Origin of the sequence: Bradyrhizobium sp. Mp27, from assembly GCF_029953005.1 — a bacterium.
GTDB classification, from domain to species: Bacteria; Pseudomonadota; Alphaproteobacteria; order Rhizobiales; family Xanthobacteraceae; genus Bradyrhizobium; species Bradyrhizobium barranii.
In genome coordinates, this window is record NZ_JASAUS010000160.1 from 1 (window position 1) to 15098 (window position 15098).

The window sequence follows — 15098 nt, forward strand, 5'->3', positions numbered from 1 at the left end:
CACGCCTCAAGCACCTTGCGATCTTTCCTCGAAAGGTGGACTTCTCTTGCTTCGGGTATCATCCCGACCTTGAATCACGACTCACGTTCCAAGAAAAGTGGGTACTAGCACAATCATGCGCGTAGACGCAGCGCCTCGACCAGTGACTTGAACGCACGGGCATATTCCGCCCCTGCCCTTGCGATATCCGCGCGCCCGGCGCAGGCGACCGCCGCCTCCGTCACCGCGCCGAGCAGCAGCCGCGCCAGCGGCTCGACCGGTTGCTCGGCGATGAGGCCGGCCTCCATCGCCACCGACAGCGCGCGCGGCATCTTGCCGCCAAAATGCTGCGCGTCGATCTCGCGCCAGCGCTCCCAGCCGAGCACGGCCGGGCCGTCGCGCAGGATGATCTGACCTGTCGGGCCCTTGGCGGTCGCCGCAAAGTAATGCTGGGTGCCGGCGACCATCGCGGCGAGCACGTCCTTCTCGGCGCGCGCGGTCCGGTCGATCTCGGCGACGAGATCGCGCGAGACAGAATCGAACACCGCTTCGAAGACCGCCTCCTTGGTCTTGAAGTGATGATAGACCGCGCCCTTGGCGACGCCCGCGGCCTCCGCGATGTCGTCCATGGTGGTCGCGGCAAAGCCCTGCGTCCCGAACAGGCGGCGCGCCGCCGTCAGGATCGCCTCCGATGTCGCCGCCCGCCGCTCCGCCTGCTTTGCCATGGCTCCCGTCTAGTCCAATTCGTCGCACCCGGCCAGTTGACTTTTTGACTACCGGTCGGTATTTACCGACTATCAGTCGGTTTTAATCGTGAGGTGTGCCATGCCGAGCCGTGATGTCGTTGAAGCCTTTGCCAAGCGGCTGGAGAACGGGGAGTTTATCGAAGCGATCGAGCAGTACTATACGCCCGACGCCGCGACCTATGAGAACAACGCCGCCCCGACGGTCGGCCGCGACAAGCTCGTCGCCAAGGAGCGCGGCGTGCTGGCGGCCTCCAGGGAGGTGAAGGCCGTCCGCATCGGGCCGAGCCTGATCGAGGGCGATCACGTCGCGACACGCTGGCGGTTCAGCTTCACCAATGCCGAAGGCGCCATCCGAGCGCTGGATGAGATCGCGTGGCAGACCTGGCAGGGCGATCAGCTGATCGAAGAACGGTTCTATTATGATCCGAAGCAGCTCGGGCGGTGACGTTCGGCACATTTGGCAACAGAGCGGGCTGGCAGCCTCCTCGCGGCCATCCTTCGAGACGCCCGCCTTCAGCGGGCTCCTCAGGATGAGGTCTGCTCCGCGGCAACATCTTAGACCCTCATGGTGAGGAGCGCCGCCTTGCGGCGCGTCTCGAACCATGAAGGCCGAGCGCGTTCTGCGATCGGCCCACTGTTACAGCCGTAACGCGGAGCGCCGCATTTGTATCGATTTGTTATCGATACCCTCGCTTGAACACGCAGAAGTGGCCATGGCGATCGTGGCCAGCGGGGATAATTCATATTTCGTCAAAGGTTTGCAGCGAATCCTCCTGATCGAGCCGGACAAACGGCCCATGCTGCTAGGCTCTCGAATGCGGACTCAAACGACCAGCTATTTCGCGCGGCTGTTCGCCGGCGATCTGTCGGCCTTTGGCGGTCCTGCAACCGACGAAGCCGTCGCCGGACATATCCGCGCCGATCAGATGTCACTGGTGCTCGGCTACTCCGTCGGCATCATGCTTGCCAATGCCTGCAACGCAGCCGTGCTCGCGATCGCGCTCTGGCATTCGCCGGACTGGAAGTTTGCGTTGGCCTGGGCCGCGATCGTGGCCGGCGCCGCGATCGCGTTCGGCCTGCAATCCCACGCCTCGCGCCGGATCACAAAACCGCAATTCGTTTCGCGCCGAGCCATGCATCGGCTGGTGCGCAACGCCTTCGTGCTCGGCGTTGCCTGGGGCATCGTCCCGGTCGCCTTCTTCGCGAATGCCGCGACCGGCGGCCAGCTCGTCATCACCTGCCTTTGCTCGGGAATGCTGGCCGGCGGCGCGCTTGCCTTCGCCACGATCCCGATTGCGGCCATCGCCTTCACCAGCCCCATCTTCGTCGGCATCGCCATCTGCCTCGGCCGCGACGGCGATCCCGCCTATGTGCTGATGGCCATCCTGGTGGTGGTTTACGGCAGCGTGCTGCTGCGCGCGGTGTTCGTCAATTCGTTCGCGTTCGCGCGGCGCGTGATCCGGCAGATCGAGGCAGAGCGCACGGTCCGGCAGGATCCCCTCACGCTGTTGCCCAACCGCTTCGCCTTCAACGAGACGCTCGAAGCCGCGCTCCGGCGGATGGCCCTGTCCGGCGAGGAATTCGCGGTGCTCCTGCTCGACCTCGACCGCTTCAAGGAGGTCAACGACAAGTTCGGTCACCCCGCCGGCGACGAATTCCTGATCCAGGTCGCAGGCCGGCTGCAACGCTGCACGCGCGCGGCCGAGCACGTCGCGCGAATTGGCGGCGACGAGTTCGCGCTGGTGATGGCCAATCTGGCGCGGCCCGAGGATGCGCTCGAGATCGCCGAACGCTTCGTCGCGGCCTTCGACGAACCGTTCCAGATCGAGGGCCGCCAGATCGCCGGCGCGACCAGCATCGGCATCGTGCTGGCGCCGCGCGACGGCACCACGCAGCTCGACATCATGAAGAATGCCGACGCCGCTTTGTATCGCGCCAAGAAGGCAGGTCCCGGCACGGTCTGCTTCTTCGAGGAAGCCGATGACAGGGTGTCACGCGATCGCAAGGCGCTGCAAGCGGACCTCGAAGGCGCCATCGCCAGGGACGAGCTGTTCCTGGTGTTCCAGCCGTTCCTCGATCTCGGCGAGAACCGCATCACCGGCTTCGAGGCGCTGCTGCGCTGGCAGCATCCCCGGCGCGGACTGGTGCCGCCGAGCGAATTCATCCCGATCGCCGAGGAGACCGGGCTGATCCACGAGATCGGCGAATGGGTGATCCGGCGCGCCTGCGCGACGCTTTCGGACTGGCCGGAAGACATCAGGGTCGCCGTGAACTTCTCTGCCGCGCAGTTTCACAGCACCGGCATCCTCCAGACCATCGTGCAGGTGCTCGCGGACGCGAAGGTCGCCCCGCACCGGCTCGAGATCGAGATCACGGAATCGATGCTGCTGTCGAAATACGGCTCGGCGGCGTCAATCCTGAACGCGCTGCTCGAGCTCGGCATCACGGTGGCGCTGGACGATTTCGGTACCGGCTTCTCCTCGCTGACCTATCTGCGCAAGCTGCCGTTCAGCCGTATCAAGATCGACCAGTCCTTCATCCGCGACATGCTGATGCAGCCCGACTGCGCCGCGATCGTGAAGTCGGTGATCTCGCTTGCGCGAGACCTGCGCATCGGCGTGGTTGCGGAAGGCGTCGAGACCGCCGACCAGCTCGAATTTCTGCGCCAGTTCGGTTGCGACGAAGCGCAGGGCTATCTGATCAGCCGCCCGGTGTCGGCCGACGGCGTACTGGCGCTGCTGGACACGAAGAAGCTGCGGGCGACTTACGCGGCGTAGGGAAATACTCGCAAATGTGAGGAGGTCCGCTTCCAGCCGTGAAGCAGACTCGCGCAGGGCAGAATTTCCTCAAGCCGCTCTTTGCAAATGATCGCTGCCAGGCAGTTCTGCATCCCGCGCCAGTCTTCGCGGTCATAGGGTTAGTCTGCTTCCCTGACCTAAGGCTGCCCGCCGTGTTGAGAGCGTTTTCCGAGTGTTTCGGCGCGCTACCACTCTCAAGACGGCTTGCCGTGTCGGCCCCATTAAGCAACACTTGCCGCATTTCAGAGTAGTTATTTTCAAGGGGCATCATCATGCCTGAGATATTGGAAGTCGTACTGTGGTGTGCCGCGCTCGCGACATGGTTGATGCTTCTCTTCGCCCTCGTGAGCAAGACCCTGAAGCAGCTCTCAAAGAGCATCCGCCGCGCGATCGAGGAAGCTTTCAAGCCCGACTTGAAGTGATGCCGGCTACGATGCCCGATCGAAACTGAACCGGCCTGCCCCGGTGACGAAGATCAACATCGCGCCTCCCATGATCGAGACATTCTTCAAGAAGTGGTTGTATTGACCGATCTGCTGCGCACCCGCGGGATATTCCCAGTAGCGGTGCGCAATAGCCGTTGCCGCCAATACGAACACAAACGTCAGAATTGCGCAGTAGCGCGTACCGACGCCCAATATCAAACCAACGGATATCAATACTTCCAGTACGATGGTCGTCATCGTGAACAGCTCAGGCGCTGGAAGGTTCAGGGACCTGAAATAACCCACAGAGCCGCTGAAGTTGGATATTGCTCCATACGCGCTTCCGACGAATACCCACGCGAGGAGAATGCGGCCGATTAAAATCAGCGCGTCGGCTCGCCCTCTGGCGAACGCATCGACTGCCAGCGAGACAGAATTGGATTTCATGGCAGAACCTCCACCCTTGCTGTCCAAGACCGGCTGAACACTTTTACTGCGAGAGCAAACCTATCATGATTGGTGGACCGCACGAAGCGCTCTTACCGGCCCGTTGGCGCTGCAAACGAAGCCCTCTTCGTCACCGCCCTTAGCTGCCTCGCCAGGACGAATTGCACCCGTCCGCTCCGAAAGTAGGGCGGATGCGCGCGGCTTCAGGCTGATCGCGTTTTCCGAGCACGCCTTCCAGCCCCGGTCAGACCGCATCCGCCCGCAGCAGCGTGTCCACGGTGATGGTGCCGCGGGCGCGGGAGACGCAGGCGCAGATCTTCTGGTTGCTTTGCTTCTGGTGATCGCTGAAGAAGACGTCGCGATGATCGATCTCGCCGTCGACCTCGACCACGTCGATGGCGCACAGGCCGCACTCGCCACGCTTGCAGTCGTACATCACGTCGTGGCCGCTGGCATTGAGCACATCAAGCATCGATCGCTCGCGCGGGATTTCGAGCTCGACATCGGTCCCCTTCAGGCGCACGCGAAACGCCTCGGTCGGCAGCGTGCCGCTGGAGCCGAAGGTCTCGTAGCGGAGATCGGGAAGCGGATGGCCGGCGCCGATCCAGGCGTGGCGCGCGGCATCCAGCATCCGCATCGGGCCACAGAACAGCGCCAGCGCACCCTGCGGCAATGATCCGAACAGCGCATCGAGGTCGAGCCGCGGGCCCTCGTCGCTCGCGTGAACGACCAGGCGCTCACCGAGCATTTTGGCGAGATCGTCGAGATAGGCGGCGTCGGTGCGCGAGCGCACGGCATAATGCAACGTGACATCAGCGCCGCGACGCGCCAGCGCCTGTGCGGCGCCAAGGATCGGCGTGATGCCGATGCCGCCGGCGATCAGGCAATAGTTTTCGCGCGTCCAGTCGACCGCGAGCAGCGAAGCCGGCCGGGTGATGTCGAGCCGGGCGCCTGGTGCGAGCTGCCACATATAGCGCGAGCCGCCGCGGGAATCCTCGGCGCGGCGCACCGCGATCCTGAAGCCGCGCGAGGACGCCTCGCCGACCAGCGAATAGGATCGCGTCTCCGGCAGGCCGTCGATGGTCACGCTGACATTGATGTGGCTGCCGACCGGATAGGCCGTGCCGTCGAACTGATCCGGCAGGATCAGGAATTCGCGGATGCCCGGCGCAAGATCGCGCGTTGCGACCAGCGTTGCCGGAATCCAGGTTTCGATGAAGCGCATGGTGACTGCCCTAGTCGGTTGCGGTCCTGATCAGCGCGAGCGCCGGCAAGAGGTCGAGATGGGTGCGGTTGCGCAGCGCAAGCCGCAAGTTTCGCACCGCGAGGCGCGCGTGCTCGCGCATCACGGCTTCGGCGCGGGCGCCTTCGCGGTTCTCGATGGCGTCGATCACGACGCGATGGTGCTCCTGCCCGATGATCAGAATCTGTTGCGCCTCGGGCAGCGCCGATTGCGCCATCACGAAACCGCTTGGCGAGGCGAACGGCAGCGCCGAAGCGCGATCGATCTGCCGGATCAGCGGCGGGCTGCGCGACAATTCCGTGAGCAGTGCGTGGAAGCGCGCGTTCAGCGTGACATAGGATGAGAACGCGTCGACCGAGATCGGCACCTGGCGCAGCAACTCGTCGATCGCGGCCAAACACTCCTTCAACGGCTCAAGCTCGCGTGCTGAGACGCCACGCTCGGCGGCGAAGCGCGCGGCGAGCCCTTCGAGCGTTCCGCGCAGCTCGATGGAATCGGAGATGTCGCGTTCGGAAAACGCCTTCACCATGAAGCCGCCGGAGGGAATCGCCTCCAGCAGGCCTTCCTCCTCCAGCCGCACCAGCGCCATGCGCACCGGCGTGCGCGAGGCGCCGGTCGTCTCCACCGCCTGCAGCTCGGAGATGCGCTCGCCGGGCCGTAGGCGACCCGACAGGATCTGGTCGCGCAGCGCGAGCTGCGCCTTCACGGTCTGCGAGACGGAACGGTCGACCTCTCGCTCGGGCGCTGCTTTCACCTGGCCTACTCCGCGACCTGGAGCTGCTGCGGCGCGTTTTCCTTCGCCACCATCCTGTCGATCAGCTTGCGCGTCCACATCGCACCGGCATCGATGTTGAGGTTGTAGAAGATGCGATCGGGGTTCTCGTCCATGGCGCGCTGCTGCGCCTCGAGGATCAGCTCATCCTCGTGGAAGATGCCGGAGACGCCCTCGCGGATCTCGGTGGTGATGCGCTGCTCGCCGATCTGATAGTTGCGGACGAACGCCCAGAAATAGTGGCAGGTCTTCTCGGTCTCCGGCGTAATGGTGTTGAGCACGAAACCGTTGACGCCCTGCGAGCGGTCGCCTTCGGGCGCGCCGGTGCCTGTCGGCGCCACGCCGACATCGATCGCGATGGTGCACGGGGCTTCGAAGCGGATGATCTGCCAGCGGTCGACGAGGCCGGGCTTGCCGAGCTGCTTGGCCCAGAACGGCGGCGCCTCGATGCCGCGCATCCAGCGCGTCACCGTCACCGTCTTCTCGCCATGGGTGACGTCGAACGGCGCCTCGGCGACCGCATCGTTGCCGATCGAGGAGCCGTGCACGAAAGTCTCGTGGGTGAGGTCCATGAGATTGTCGAGCACGAGGCGGTAGTCGCAATTGACGTGGATGGTCTTGCCATCGCCGGCCCAGGCCGGATCGTGATTCCAGTGCATGTCAGGAACGAGCACGGGATCGGCGAGCGCGGGGTCGCCCATCCAGAGCCAGACGTAGCGATGACGCTCGACTACGGGATAGGCACGGACGCAGGCCGACGGATTGATGGTCTCCTGCGAGGGCATGAAGGTGCAGCGCCCCTGCGCATTGTATTTCAGGCCGTGGTAGCCGCAGACGACGGTGTCGCCTTCCAGCCGGCCCTTGGACAGCGGCACCAGGCGGTGCCAGCAGGCATCCTCCAGCGCCGCCACCGAGCCATCGGCCTTGCGGTACATCACGACATGCTTGCCGCAGATCGTCCGCGGCAACAGCGCCGGCTTGACGTCAGCGTCCCAGGCCGCTGCGTACCAGGCGTTCATCGGGAAGGGTTTTGTCACGGGTCGCTCTCCCAGGGCTTATGTATGCGTTATGTATACAATAGCGGAGGGATAGACTCGTTTAAGGGTAAAAGATACCGTAATATATTACCCATATGAGATGTTATGTATACAGACTTAACTCCACTGTCATTCCCCGCGAAAGCGGGGAATCCAGTACTCCGCGGCAGTCATTGGTCCACACAACTCGCGCCGCGGAGTACTGGATCACCCGCTTTCGCGGGTGATGACACCGGCCGATACGGCGCCCCCTCCCTCGGAGCGGGACGGTGCAAACAGCGCTTTGGCCCCGCAGCTACGCCCCGAACACCTTCTTCAGGCCCGCCTGGGCCTCTTCCTGAATCCGCTTCAGGTGCTCGGTGCTGCGGAAACTTTCCGCGTAGATCTTGTAGACGTCCTCCGTGCCCGACGGCCTTGCGGCGAACCAGCCGTAGTCGGTCTCGACCTTGATGCCGCCGAACGGCTGGCCGTTGCCGAGCGCCTTGCTCAGGGTGGCGCGGACGGGATCGCCGGCGAGATCGTTCAGGCCGAGCTGCTCGGGCGTGACGGACTTGAGGATGTTCTTCTGGGGCACGGTGGCGGCGACGTCGATGCGCGCATAGTGCGGCACGCCGAGCTCGGCAGTGAGGTCATTGAAGAGCTGGCTGGGATCGCGACCGGTCTTGGCCATGATCTCGGCTGCGAGCAGGCCGAGGATGATGCCGTCCTTGTCGGTGGTCCACACCCCGCCGTCGCGGCGCAGGAACGAGGCCCCTGCACTCTCCTCGCCGCCGAAGCCGAAGCCGCCCGTGAGGAGGCCGTCGACGAACCATTTGAAGCCGACCGGCGTTTCGACCAACCTGCGGCCGAGCTTCTTGGCGACGCGGTCGATGATCGAGCTCGACACCACGGTCTTGCCGATCGCGGCATCCTTGCCCCAGTTCGGGCGGTTCGCGAACAGATACGAGATCGCGGTCGCCAGATAATGGTTCGGATTCATCAGGCCGCCGGTGCGCGTCACGATGCCGTGGCGGTCGGCATCGGTGTCGTTGGCAAAGGCGACGTCGAAGCGGTCGCGCATCGCGATCAAGCTCGCCATCGCGTAAGGCGAGGAGCAATCCATGCGGATCTTGCCGTCCCAGTCGACGGTCATGAAACGGAAGGTCGGATCGATCGCCTCGTTCACGACGGTGGCCTTCAGGCCGTAGCGCTCGATGATCGGATGCCAGTAATGCACGGCGGCGCCGCCGAGCGGATCGATCCCGATATTGATTCCGGCGGATTTGACCAGATCGAGATCGACGACCTTGCCGAGATCGGCGACGTAGGGCGTGATGAAGTCGTAGGCGTGCACGTTCGCGGATTTGCGCGCCTTGGCGTAGTCGATGCGCTTCACGCCCTTCAGGCCGTCGGCGAGATAGGCGTTGGCGCGCTTCTCGACGACGGAGGTCGCGTCGGTGTCGGCCGGGCCGCCATGCGGCGGATTGTATTTGTAGCCGCCGTCCTCGGGGGGATTGTGCGAGGGCGTCACGACGACGCCGTCGGCAAGGCCGCTAGTGCGGCCCTTGTTGTAGGTCAGGATCGCATGCGAGATGACAGGCGTCGGGCTGTAGCCGCCGTCCTTGTCGATCATGATGTCGACGCCGTTGGCGGCGAACACCTCGACGGCGCTGACCAGCGCCGGCTCGGCCAGCGCGTGGGTGTCGATGCCGATGAAGAGCGGACCGGTCAGGCCCCTTTCTGTTCTGTAGTCACAAATTGCCTGCGTGGTCGCGAGGATGTGGCCCTCGTTGAAGCTGTTCTTGAACGACGTGCCGCGATGGCCGGAGGTTCCGAACGCCACCCGCTGCGCGGGATCGCCGACATCGGGCTTGCCGGCGAAATAGGCCGTCACCAGCCGCGGAACATTGGTAAGCGCGTCCGGCGAGACCAGCTTGCCCGCCGCGGGGTCAACATCAGCCACTGAAATATCCTCGTCCTGTCGTGCGGAGTTTGTGGAATACCATAGCATCGGCCGGCCCCCCGCCAAGGGCACAACACGCGCGGCGGGCTGGCCGTTCCTGAGATCATGCTATGGTCTTTGAGATCGGGGCTTTTTCGAGTCGGGACATGACGCTGTTTCACAGGCTCTTGGTTGTTCTGATGGCCTGGCTTGCGACGGCTGGCATCGCGCGCAATGCGATGGCCGCGGAGTTCTATACGGAAGACCTGCGCATTCCGATGACGGAGGCCGGGCCGCAGGGGCTGGAGGCCTTCCTGGTCCGGCCGGCCGGAACGAAGCGCTATCCGATCGCGCTGCTCAGCCACGGCTCGCCGCGCAGTTTCGACGACCGCGCGACCATGTCGGCGCACAAATATTACGGGATCGCGCTCGAATATGCCCGGCGCGGCTTTGCCGCGCTGATCGTGATGCGGCGCGGCTACGGCACCTCGCCCGGCGGGCGCGTCGACAGTGTCGGCGGTTGCGCGAATGCCGCCTATCTGCCGGCGGCCGCGGTTGCGGTCGCGGATTTGCGCGCGGCGATCGATGCGATGGGGCGCAGGGCCGACGTCACGACATCCGGCATGATCGCGGCCGGCCATTCCGCCGGCGGGCTCGCCACCGTCGCACTGACCGCGCAGGCACCACCGGGTCTGATCGCCGCGATCAGCTTTGCCGGCGGCCGCGGCTCGCGCGATGACGACGACGTCTGCAACGAGGATGGGCTGGTGCGGGCCTTCGCCACGTTCGGCAAGACCTCGCGCGTGCCGATGCTGCGACCAATGATTCGTTCTTCGGTTCCGATCTCGCGCGCCGCCTCTATGACGGATTTCGCGGCAACGGCGGTCACGCGAAATTCATTGCGGCGCCGCCTTACGGCGACGACGGCCACTATCTCTATTCGGTGGTGGGCCGGCCGCAATGGACGCCCTATCTTGACGCCTTCCTGCGCGAGCGCGGGCTCGGCCATGACATCCTGAGCCTTCCCGATCCGCTGCCGCCGCCGGGCCAACTTAACGAGGCCGCGCGCGCCGAATTCTCGCGCTATCTCGCCAGCACCATGCCGCACAAGGCTTTTGCGGTGTCGCCGAACGGCGGTTACGGCTGGCGCTCGGGACGCACCACCGCCGACGATGCACGGCGCGATTCGCTTAGCGCCTGCATGAAATGGTCGCCGACCTGCACGCTGTATGCGGTCGATGACCAGCTGGCCGGGGCGGCGCAAAGGACACCGACGGACCAGAGCGCCCGCGCGCGATAGGCGCGAGGGTGATCGGATCTTTCGACGGATGAGGCTAGAGCCGCTCGCTGAGCGCGAGCTTGTAGCCGACGCCGGTGACGGTCGCGATCACGGGCGTGCCGCTGCCGACGAGCTTGCGGCGCAGCCGCGCCACCAGCGCATCGACCGTGCGGATATCGACCTCGGCCTGGCGGTTGCTAACGACCTCGATCAGATAATCGCGGCTGAGCGGCCGGCCGTCGGCGCCGACCAGCGCGGCGAGCAGGTCGAATTCGGCGCGCGTCAACGCCACCGGCTTGCCGTCGCTGCCGAGCAGCTCGCGCCGAGTCAGGTCGATGATCCAGTCGCCGAAGGCGATCGAATTGTGGTTGCGCGCCGCCTTGCGGTCGATCGAGCGCCGCCGCAGCACGCTGCGCGCACGCGCGAGCAGGTCGCGCAGATTGATCGGCTTGGTGACGTAATGGTCGCCGGCGATCTCGAGGCCGAGGATGCGATCGACGTCGGTGTCGCGGCGCGTCACGAAGATGATGCCGGCGTTGCTGGTCGCCTGGATCTCCTTGGCGAGCTCGAAGCCGTCGCCGTCAGGCAACTGCACGTCGAGGAAGACGAGATCGGTGCGGGAGCGCAGCGCCTGGCGGCATTCCGCGCAGGAGCCGGCGCCGACCACGTCGAAATTGTTCTCGCTGAAATAGCCGACCAGCATCGTCCGCGTCACGGGATCGTCTTCGACGACGATCAGCCGCTCGCGGCCCGCAGGCCTTAATTCCTGACGTGCGGAATCAACCACGTTGTTGGATGTCTTGTGTGCTTGTGGCGCGGCTTGAAAATTCAAGTCGTCGCGCAGCGCACTGTCCTGTGAACGAACATTCACGACTTATTCGAGCCCCCGAAATTTGCCTGCTGGAATACTAGGCGTGTTGTGCTGCCCGAACAATATTGGTCATGGTATTGGCGTATTAAGTATGAATTGCCCCACAATTCTCATCGCGCGCATCATCATGCCGGCGTGGCTCGTGCGAGCGCCGACCAGCCCGCTCGACACCGCCGATCCCGCACATTCGGCATCGGACTCAACCGCTGGTTAACGTAAAGAAGGGCTTCGGCTTCGAAACAACCGGCCGCGCCTCTATGGTCTCCGCTTGCAGATGCGAAACCACGGAGCGGGCGTGATGCAGGGGCAGGCCCGGTTGGCCGCCGAACGAACCGAGCAAGGTGCAACGCCTTTCGGTCGTTCGCACACGCTCGACGTCCTGCGCGGCCTCGCCATCGTCGGCGTGATGGCGATCCACGTTTCACAATCTTTTCCTTCAAAGATCCACGCCGTCGACTTCGCCTTCATGTGCGGTTGGACCGGCGTCAACGTGTTCTACTTCGTCAGCGCCATGACGATGTGCCTGATGTGGACGCAGCGCACCGAAACTGACCCGACGCGCAAATTCTACATCCGGCGCTTCCTGCGCATCGCGCCGCTGTTCTGGCTCGCGATCCCGGTTTACCTCGTCGTCAACGGCACGGGTCCCAGCTACAACGCGCCCAACGGCATCGGACCGCTCCAGGTGATCCTGACCGCGACGTTCCTTCACGGCTTCTGGCCGGACAGCGTCAACAGCGTCGTGCCGGGCGACTGGTCGATCGCGGCGGAAATGACGTTCTATCTCGTCTTCCCCTTCGTGATCACGGCCTTCGGATCTCGCCGCCACCTCTATCTTGCGCTCGCGATCGCGCTGCATCTCGTCAATGTCTGCCTGTTCAAGCCGTGGGCCTTCGCACTGTTCTCGACCTACTATGGTCCCGGCCACGAAGCCTTCGTGTGGAACGCATTGCACATCAGCTTCCTGAACCAGTTGCCGGTCTTCCTCGTGGGATGCGCGCTGTTCTTCTCGCTGCGCGACGGCTTTGCGAAGTCGGACGCCGCGATCTTCGCCGTCTTCATCGCGCTGTCCTTCGTCGCCGACCGCGCGACCGGCTCGCATGAATTCAACTATTTGATGATCAACCTCGTGCTCGGCGCGCTGGTTGCAGGTTGCATCCGCCTCGCGATCCGCTGCCGGCCGATCGAGGCGCTCGGCCGCAACTCCTATTCGATGTACCTGTCGCACTTCGCGGTGATCTACGGCCTGCGTTAGATCTGGCCGCTTGCGGACGGACTGGTCTCGCTGCTGATCGCCTATACCGTCACCGCCGCGCTCAGCTATCTCGTCGCACGCGCGACCTGGCATCTGGTCGAGCGGCGCGCGCAGGATTTTGCGCATCGCCTGACGTCCGCTGGATCGGACCGGTCAACCATTCGGCCGACCATCGCTGCCACTGCGGCCAGTCTGCACTGACGCGCGACTTGTCTAGCTGACGCGTACGAATCTAAAGTACGCCACGAAAGATCTTCAGACACGCTGGGGCGGCGTGATCAGATCGACCGGCTTCACGCTGGAGTAGGCGCCATGGAAGTCATACTGCTCGGCACCGGCGGCCCACGCCCGGACCCGCGCCGCATGGCGACGACCACGCTGATCAGGCTTGGCGAGGAGAATATCCTGTTCGACGCGGGCCGCGGCGTCATGGTGCAGCTCCACAAAGCCGGCGTGCCGCTCGGCGCCATCAACACGGTCTTTCTCACCCATCACCACTTCGACCACATCGGCGACCTCTATGATGTGATGCTGAATTCGTGGATGCATGGGCGCAAGGACGATCTGCGCATCTACGGTCCGCCCGATACCGAACGGCTCGTCAACACGCTGATCACACAGGTCTACGACAAGGACATCGCCTGGCGGGATCAGGGCGAGCCGACCTTTGGCGGCTGGAAGCCGGTCGTCGCGACGGACATCATTCCCGGCCCCGTCCTCGACACGGTCGCTGGAAGATCAGCGCCGAGCTCGTCTCACATGGCGACGGTCTCGACATGTCGTCGGCGTTTCTCGCGCGCTGGATGTGCCTCGGCTTCCGCTTCGAAGCCGAGGGCAAGGTCATAGCGATCTCCGGCGATACGGTGCCCTGCCCCGGTCTCGAGCGGCTGGCTGAAGGAGCCGACCTACTGGTGCAGTGCTGCTTTCTCGCGACGCCTGAAATCAACAACGACCATCTCCGCCGGCTCGCGAAATACACGATCGCCTGCGGCGATACGGTCGGCAAGGTTGCCGCCAAGGCCGGCGTCAAGAAGCTCGCGCTGACCCATCACCGGCCGCGCACTGACGATTCCATGCTGAACGCGCTTCTCGCGGACGTCCGCCGAGACTACGCGGGTCCTGTCGTGCTCGGCGAGGACCTCACGCGGATCGAGGTCTGAGAGCCACAGGCGCGCGAAGGCCTGCCTCAGGACGATCCAACCTCGATCCGGTACGACAGTTCTTCGTTCGCGCCGGCCGCGATGTGCATCAGACCCGGCTTGTCGCTGAACTCGCCTTCGAAACCGACGGGACTGGCATAGCCGCGCCAGGGCTCGATGCAGAGGAACGGCGCGCCTGTCGGTTTCGACCAGACGCCGAGCTCGCGAAACCCGCGCCATGACATTTTGAGCCAGGGCCCGGCGCCCTGCCTGGCCGCATAGCGGACCGCATGGCTGTTGACGGGATCGAGGATGACGGCGTCATTGGTGAACAGGGATTCCGACAAAGGAAGCACGGTGCCTCTGACGGGGCTCGGATCCGTTGCCGCGAGCAGGAGTCCGCCCTCGACACGGCGAACCGGAGACGGCTCCTCGTTCGTGAACGTCAGCGCGTAGCTCTCCTTCGACATTCCAGGCTGAAGCGGCCAGTTGAAGGCGGGATGGCCACCGAGCGACACCGGCAATGTCTCCTTGCTAGTGTTCACGACCGTGAGCGAGAGATCGAGACCGGCGTCGTTGATCGCATAGGTGGCCGTCAGGTGAAATGCGAACGGATAGAGTGCGCGCGTTGTCTCGCTGTCTTCGAGCGCCAGCGTGCAACGGTTCTCGCCGCGCTCTACCCACGCGAACCGGCTGTCGCGCGCAAAACCGTGCTGGGTCATCCGGTAGGTCTTGCCCCGGTGCCGCATTTCGTCATTGGCGAGACGCCCGACGATCGGAAACAGCAGCGGCGCGTGGCGTGGCCAGGCCGGCCCCGCCTGCCAGACAAATTCGACACCGCCGCCGTCCTTCAGCGAGCACAGCTCGGCGCCGTGTGCCTTGATGGTCGCGGTGAGCCCGCCACTTCGGATCGTGTGCGTGTCGTCGGTCATGACAATCTCCATCGCGGCAACGAGGCCAAGCGCGGCGACCTGTTGCGACCGGATCATATCGCATCAGAAACGATTTCGCCCGCCTCAGGATGAGGCGGGCGAAGCCGAACTTCAAACGGCCAGCTTAAGCCTGGGACGATCGCCCGATGCTCTCGTAGGTGAAGCCGGCGGCTTCCATCTCTTCGGGCGGGTAGATGTTGCGGAGATCGACCACGACGGGCTGGGCCATGGCCGCCTTCAGCCGGCCGAGATCG

14 protein-coding genes and 2 pseudogenes are annotated in these 15098 nt (G+C 64.4%); 7 read left to right on the top strand and 9 right to left on the bottom strand.

Going from position 1 to position 15098, the window contains the following annotated elements; genetic code table 11:
* Positions 1-113 precede the first annotated feature (113 nt).
* Positions 114-704, bottom strand: a complete 591-nt coding sequence (locus QJT78_RS42160; protein ID WP_028148574.1) for a TetR/AcrR family transcriptional regulator — start codon at positions 702-704, stop codon at positions 114-116.
* Positions 705-804: 100 nt separating this feature from the next.
* Between QJT78_RS42160 and QJT78_RS42165 the strand changes: the two genes are divergently transcribed.
* The 3 genes from QJT78_RS42165 to QJT78_RS42175 all read left to right on the top strand — a co-directional run bounded on the left by QJT78_RS42165 (position 805) and on the right by QJT78_RS42175 (position 3945).
* Complete coding sequence (locus QJT78_RS42165) at positions 805-1170, top strand: nuclear transport factor 2 family protein (protein WP_028148573.1); 366 nt, start codon at positions 805-807, stop codon at positions 1168-1170.
* 370 nt (positions 1171-1540) lie between these two features.
* Positions 1541-3502, top strand: a complete 1962-nt coding sequence (locus tag QJT78_RS42170) for an EAL domain-containing protein (protein WP_028148572.1) — start codon at positions 1541-1543, stop codon at positions 3500-3502.
* 293 nt (positions 3503-3795) lie between these two features.
* A complete protein-coding gene (locus tag QJT78_RS42175) occupies positions 3796-3945 on the top strand; it encodes a hypothetical protein (RefSeq protein ID WP_193375987.1) in 150 nt (49 codons plus the stop codon).
* Between the two features lie 6 nt (positions 3946-3951).
* Here QJT78_RS42175 and QJT78_RS42180 read toward each other — a convergent pair whose 3' ends face one another.
* From QJT78_RS42180 to pgm, 5 genes are all read right to left on the bottom strand, one after another.
* Entirely contained in the window at positions 3952-4395 is a 444-nt protein-coding gene (locus QJT78_RS42180; RefSeq protein ID WP_049807974.1) for a DoxX family protein, read from the bottom strand.
* A 244-nt stretch (positions 4396-4639) separates the two neighbouring features.
* Positions 4640-5620, bottom strand: coding sequence for a PDR/VanB family oxidoreductase (locus QJT78_RS42185; protein WP_038945076.1), 981 nt, complete (start codon positions 5618-5620; stop codon positions 4640-4642).
* A 10-nt stretch (positions 5621-5630) separates the two neighbouring features.
* Positions 5631-6392: a GntR family transcriptional regulator gene (locus tag QJT78_RS42190; RefSeq protein ID WP_028148569.1), complete on the bottom strand. Its 762-nt coding sequence runs from the start codon at positions 6390-6392 to the stop codon at positions 5631-5633.
* A 5-nt stretch (positions 6393-6397) separates the two neighbouring features.
* Positions 6398-7447, bottom strand: a complete 1050-nt coding sequence (locus tag QJT78_RS42195) for an aromatic ring-hydroxylating dioxygenase subunit alpha (RefSeq protein WP_162136556.1) — start codon at positions 7445-7447, stop codon at positions 6398-6400.
* Positions 7448-7742: 295 nt separating this feature from the next.
* Entirely contained in the window at positions 7743-9389 is a 1647-nt protein-coding gene (pgm, locus tag QJT78_RS42200) for a phosphoglucomutase (alpha-D-glucose-1,6-bisphosphate-dependent) (RefSeq protein ID WP_028148567.1), read from the bottom strand.
* A 146-nt stretch (positions 9390-9535) separates the two neighbouring features.
* Here pgm and QJT78_RS42205 point away from each other — a divergent pair.
* Positions 9536-10668 (top strand): annotated as a pseudogene (locus tag QJT78_RS42205) (alpha/beta hydrolase).
* A 34-nt stretch (positions 10669-10702) separates the two neighbouring features.
* Here QJT78_RS42205 and QJT78_RS42210 read toward each other — a convergent pair.
* Positions 10703-11518, bottom strand: a complete 816-nt coding sequence (locus tag QJT78_RS42210) for a response regulator transcription factor (protein ID WP_028148565.1) — start codon at positions 11516-11518, stop codon at positions 10703-10705.
* A gap of 298 nt (positions 11519-11816) precedes the next feature.
* Between QJT78_RS42210 and QJT78_RS42215 the strand changes: the two genes are divergently transcribed.
* The 3 genes from QJT78_RS42215 (at position 11817) to QJT78_RS42225 (ending at position 13933) form a co-directional block, all read left to right on the top strand.
* Positions 11817-12773, top strand: coding sequence for an acyltransferase (locus QJT78_RS42215; RefSeq protein WP_240537769.1), 957 nt, complete (start codon positions 11817-11819; stop codon positions 12771-12773).
* 312 nt (positions 12774-13085) lie between these two features.
* Positions 13086-13619 carry an MBL fold metallo-hydrolase gene (locus QJT78_RS42220; RefSeq protein ID WP_240537770.1) on the top strand — a complete coding sequence of 178 codons (534 nt, stop codon included), beginning with the start codon at positions 13086-13088 and terminating at the stop codon, positions 13617-13619.
* On the top strand, positions 13550-13933 hold the full coding sequence (locus QJT78_RS42225) for a hypothetical protein (RefSeq protein WP_240537771.1): 384 nt from the start codon (positions 13550-13552) through the stop codon (positions 13931-13933). The genes QJT78_RS42220 and QJT78_RS42225 overlap by 70 nt, the downstream gene beginning before the upstream one ends.
* Before the next feature lie 26 nt (positions 13934-13959).
* Here the strand turns inward: QJT78_RS42225 and QJT78_RS42230 are convergent, their stop codons facing one another.
* Both QJT78_RS42230 and QJT78_RS42235 read right to left on the bottom strand, forming a co-directional pair.
* On the bottom strand, positions 13960-14844 hold the full coding sequence (locus QJT78_RS42230; RefSeq protein ID WP_038945079.1) for an aldose 1-epimerase family protein: 885 nt from the start codon (positions 14842-14844) through the stop codon (positions 13960-13962).
* A gap of 124 nt (positions 14845-14968) precedes the next feature.
* Positions 14969-15098 (bottom strand): annotated as a pseudogene (locus tag QJT78_RS42235) (UDP-glucose/GDP-mannose dehydrogenase family protein); the annotation flags it as partial.

Excerpts from the sequence above, each read along its gene's own strand:
- QJT78_RS42160 (WP_028148574.1), bottom strand. The coding sequence starts at position 704 with ATGGCAAAGCAGGCGGAGCGGCGGGCGGCGACATCGGAGGCGATCCTG.
- QJT78_RS42165 (WP_028148573.1), top strand. The coding sequence starts at position 805 with ATGCCGAGCCGTGATGTCGTTGAAGCCTTTGCCAAGCGGCTGGAGAAC.
- QJT78_RS42170 (WP_028148572.1), top strand. The coding sequence starts at position 1,541 with ATGCGGACTCAAACGACCAGCTATTTCGCGCGGCTGTTCGCCGGCGAT.
- QJT78_RS42175 (WP_193375987.1), top strand. The coding sequence starts at position 3,796 with ATGCCTGAGATATTGGAAGTCGTACTGTGGTGTGCCGCGCTCGCGACA.
- QJT78_RS42180 (WP_049807974.1), bottom strand. The coding sequence starts at position 4,395 with ATGAAATCCAATTCTGTCTCGCTGGCAGTCGATGCGTTCGCCAGAGGG.
- QJT78_RS42185 (WP_038945076.1), bottom strand. The coding sequence starts at position 5,620 with ATGCGCTTCATCGAAACCTGGATTCCGGCAACGCTGGTCGCAACGCGC.
- QJT78_RS42215 (WP_240537769.1), top strand. The coding sequence starts at position 11,817 with ATGCAGGGGCAGGCCCGGTTGGCCGCCGAACGAACCGAGCAAGGTGCA.
- QJT78_RS42220 (WP_240537770.1), top strand. The coding sequence starts at position 13,086 with ATGGAAGTCATACTGCTCGGCACCGGCGGCCCACGCCCGGACCCGCGC.
- QJT78_RS42225 (WP_240537771.1), top strand. The coding sequence starts at position 13,550 with ATGTCGTCGGCGTTTCTCGCGCGCTGGATGTGCCTCGGCTTCCGCTTC.
- QJT78_RS42230 (WP_038945079.1), bottom strand. The coding sequence starts at position 14,844 with ATGACCGACGACACGCACACGATCCGAAGTGGCGGGCTCACCGCGACC.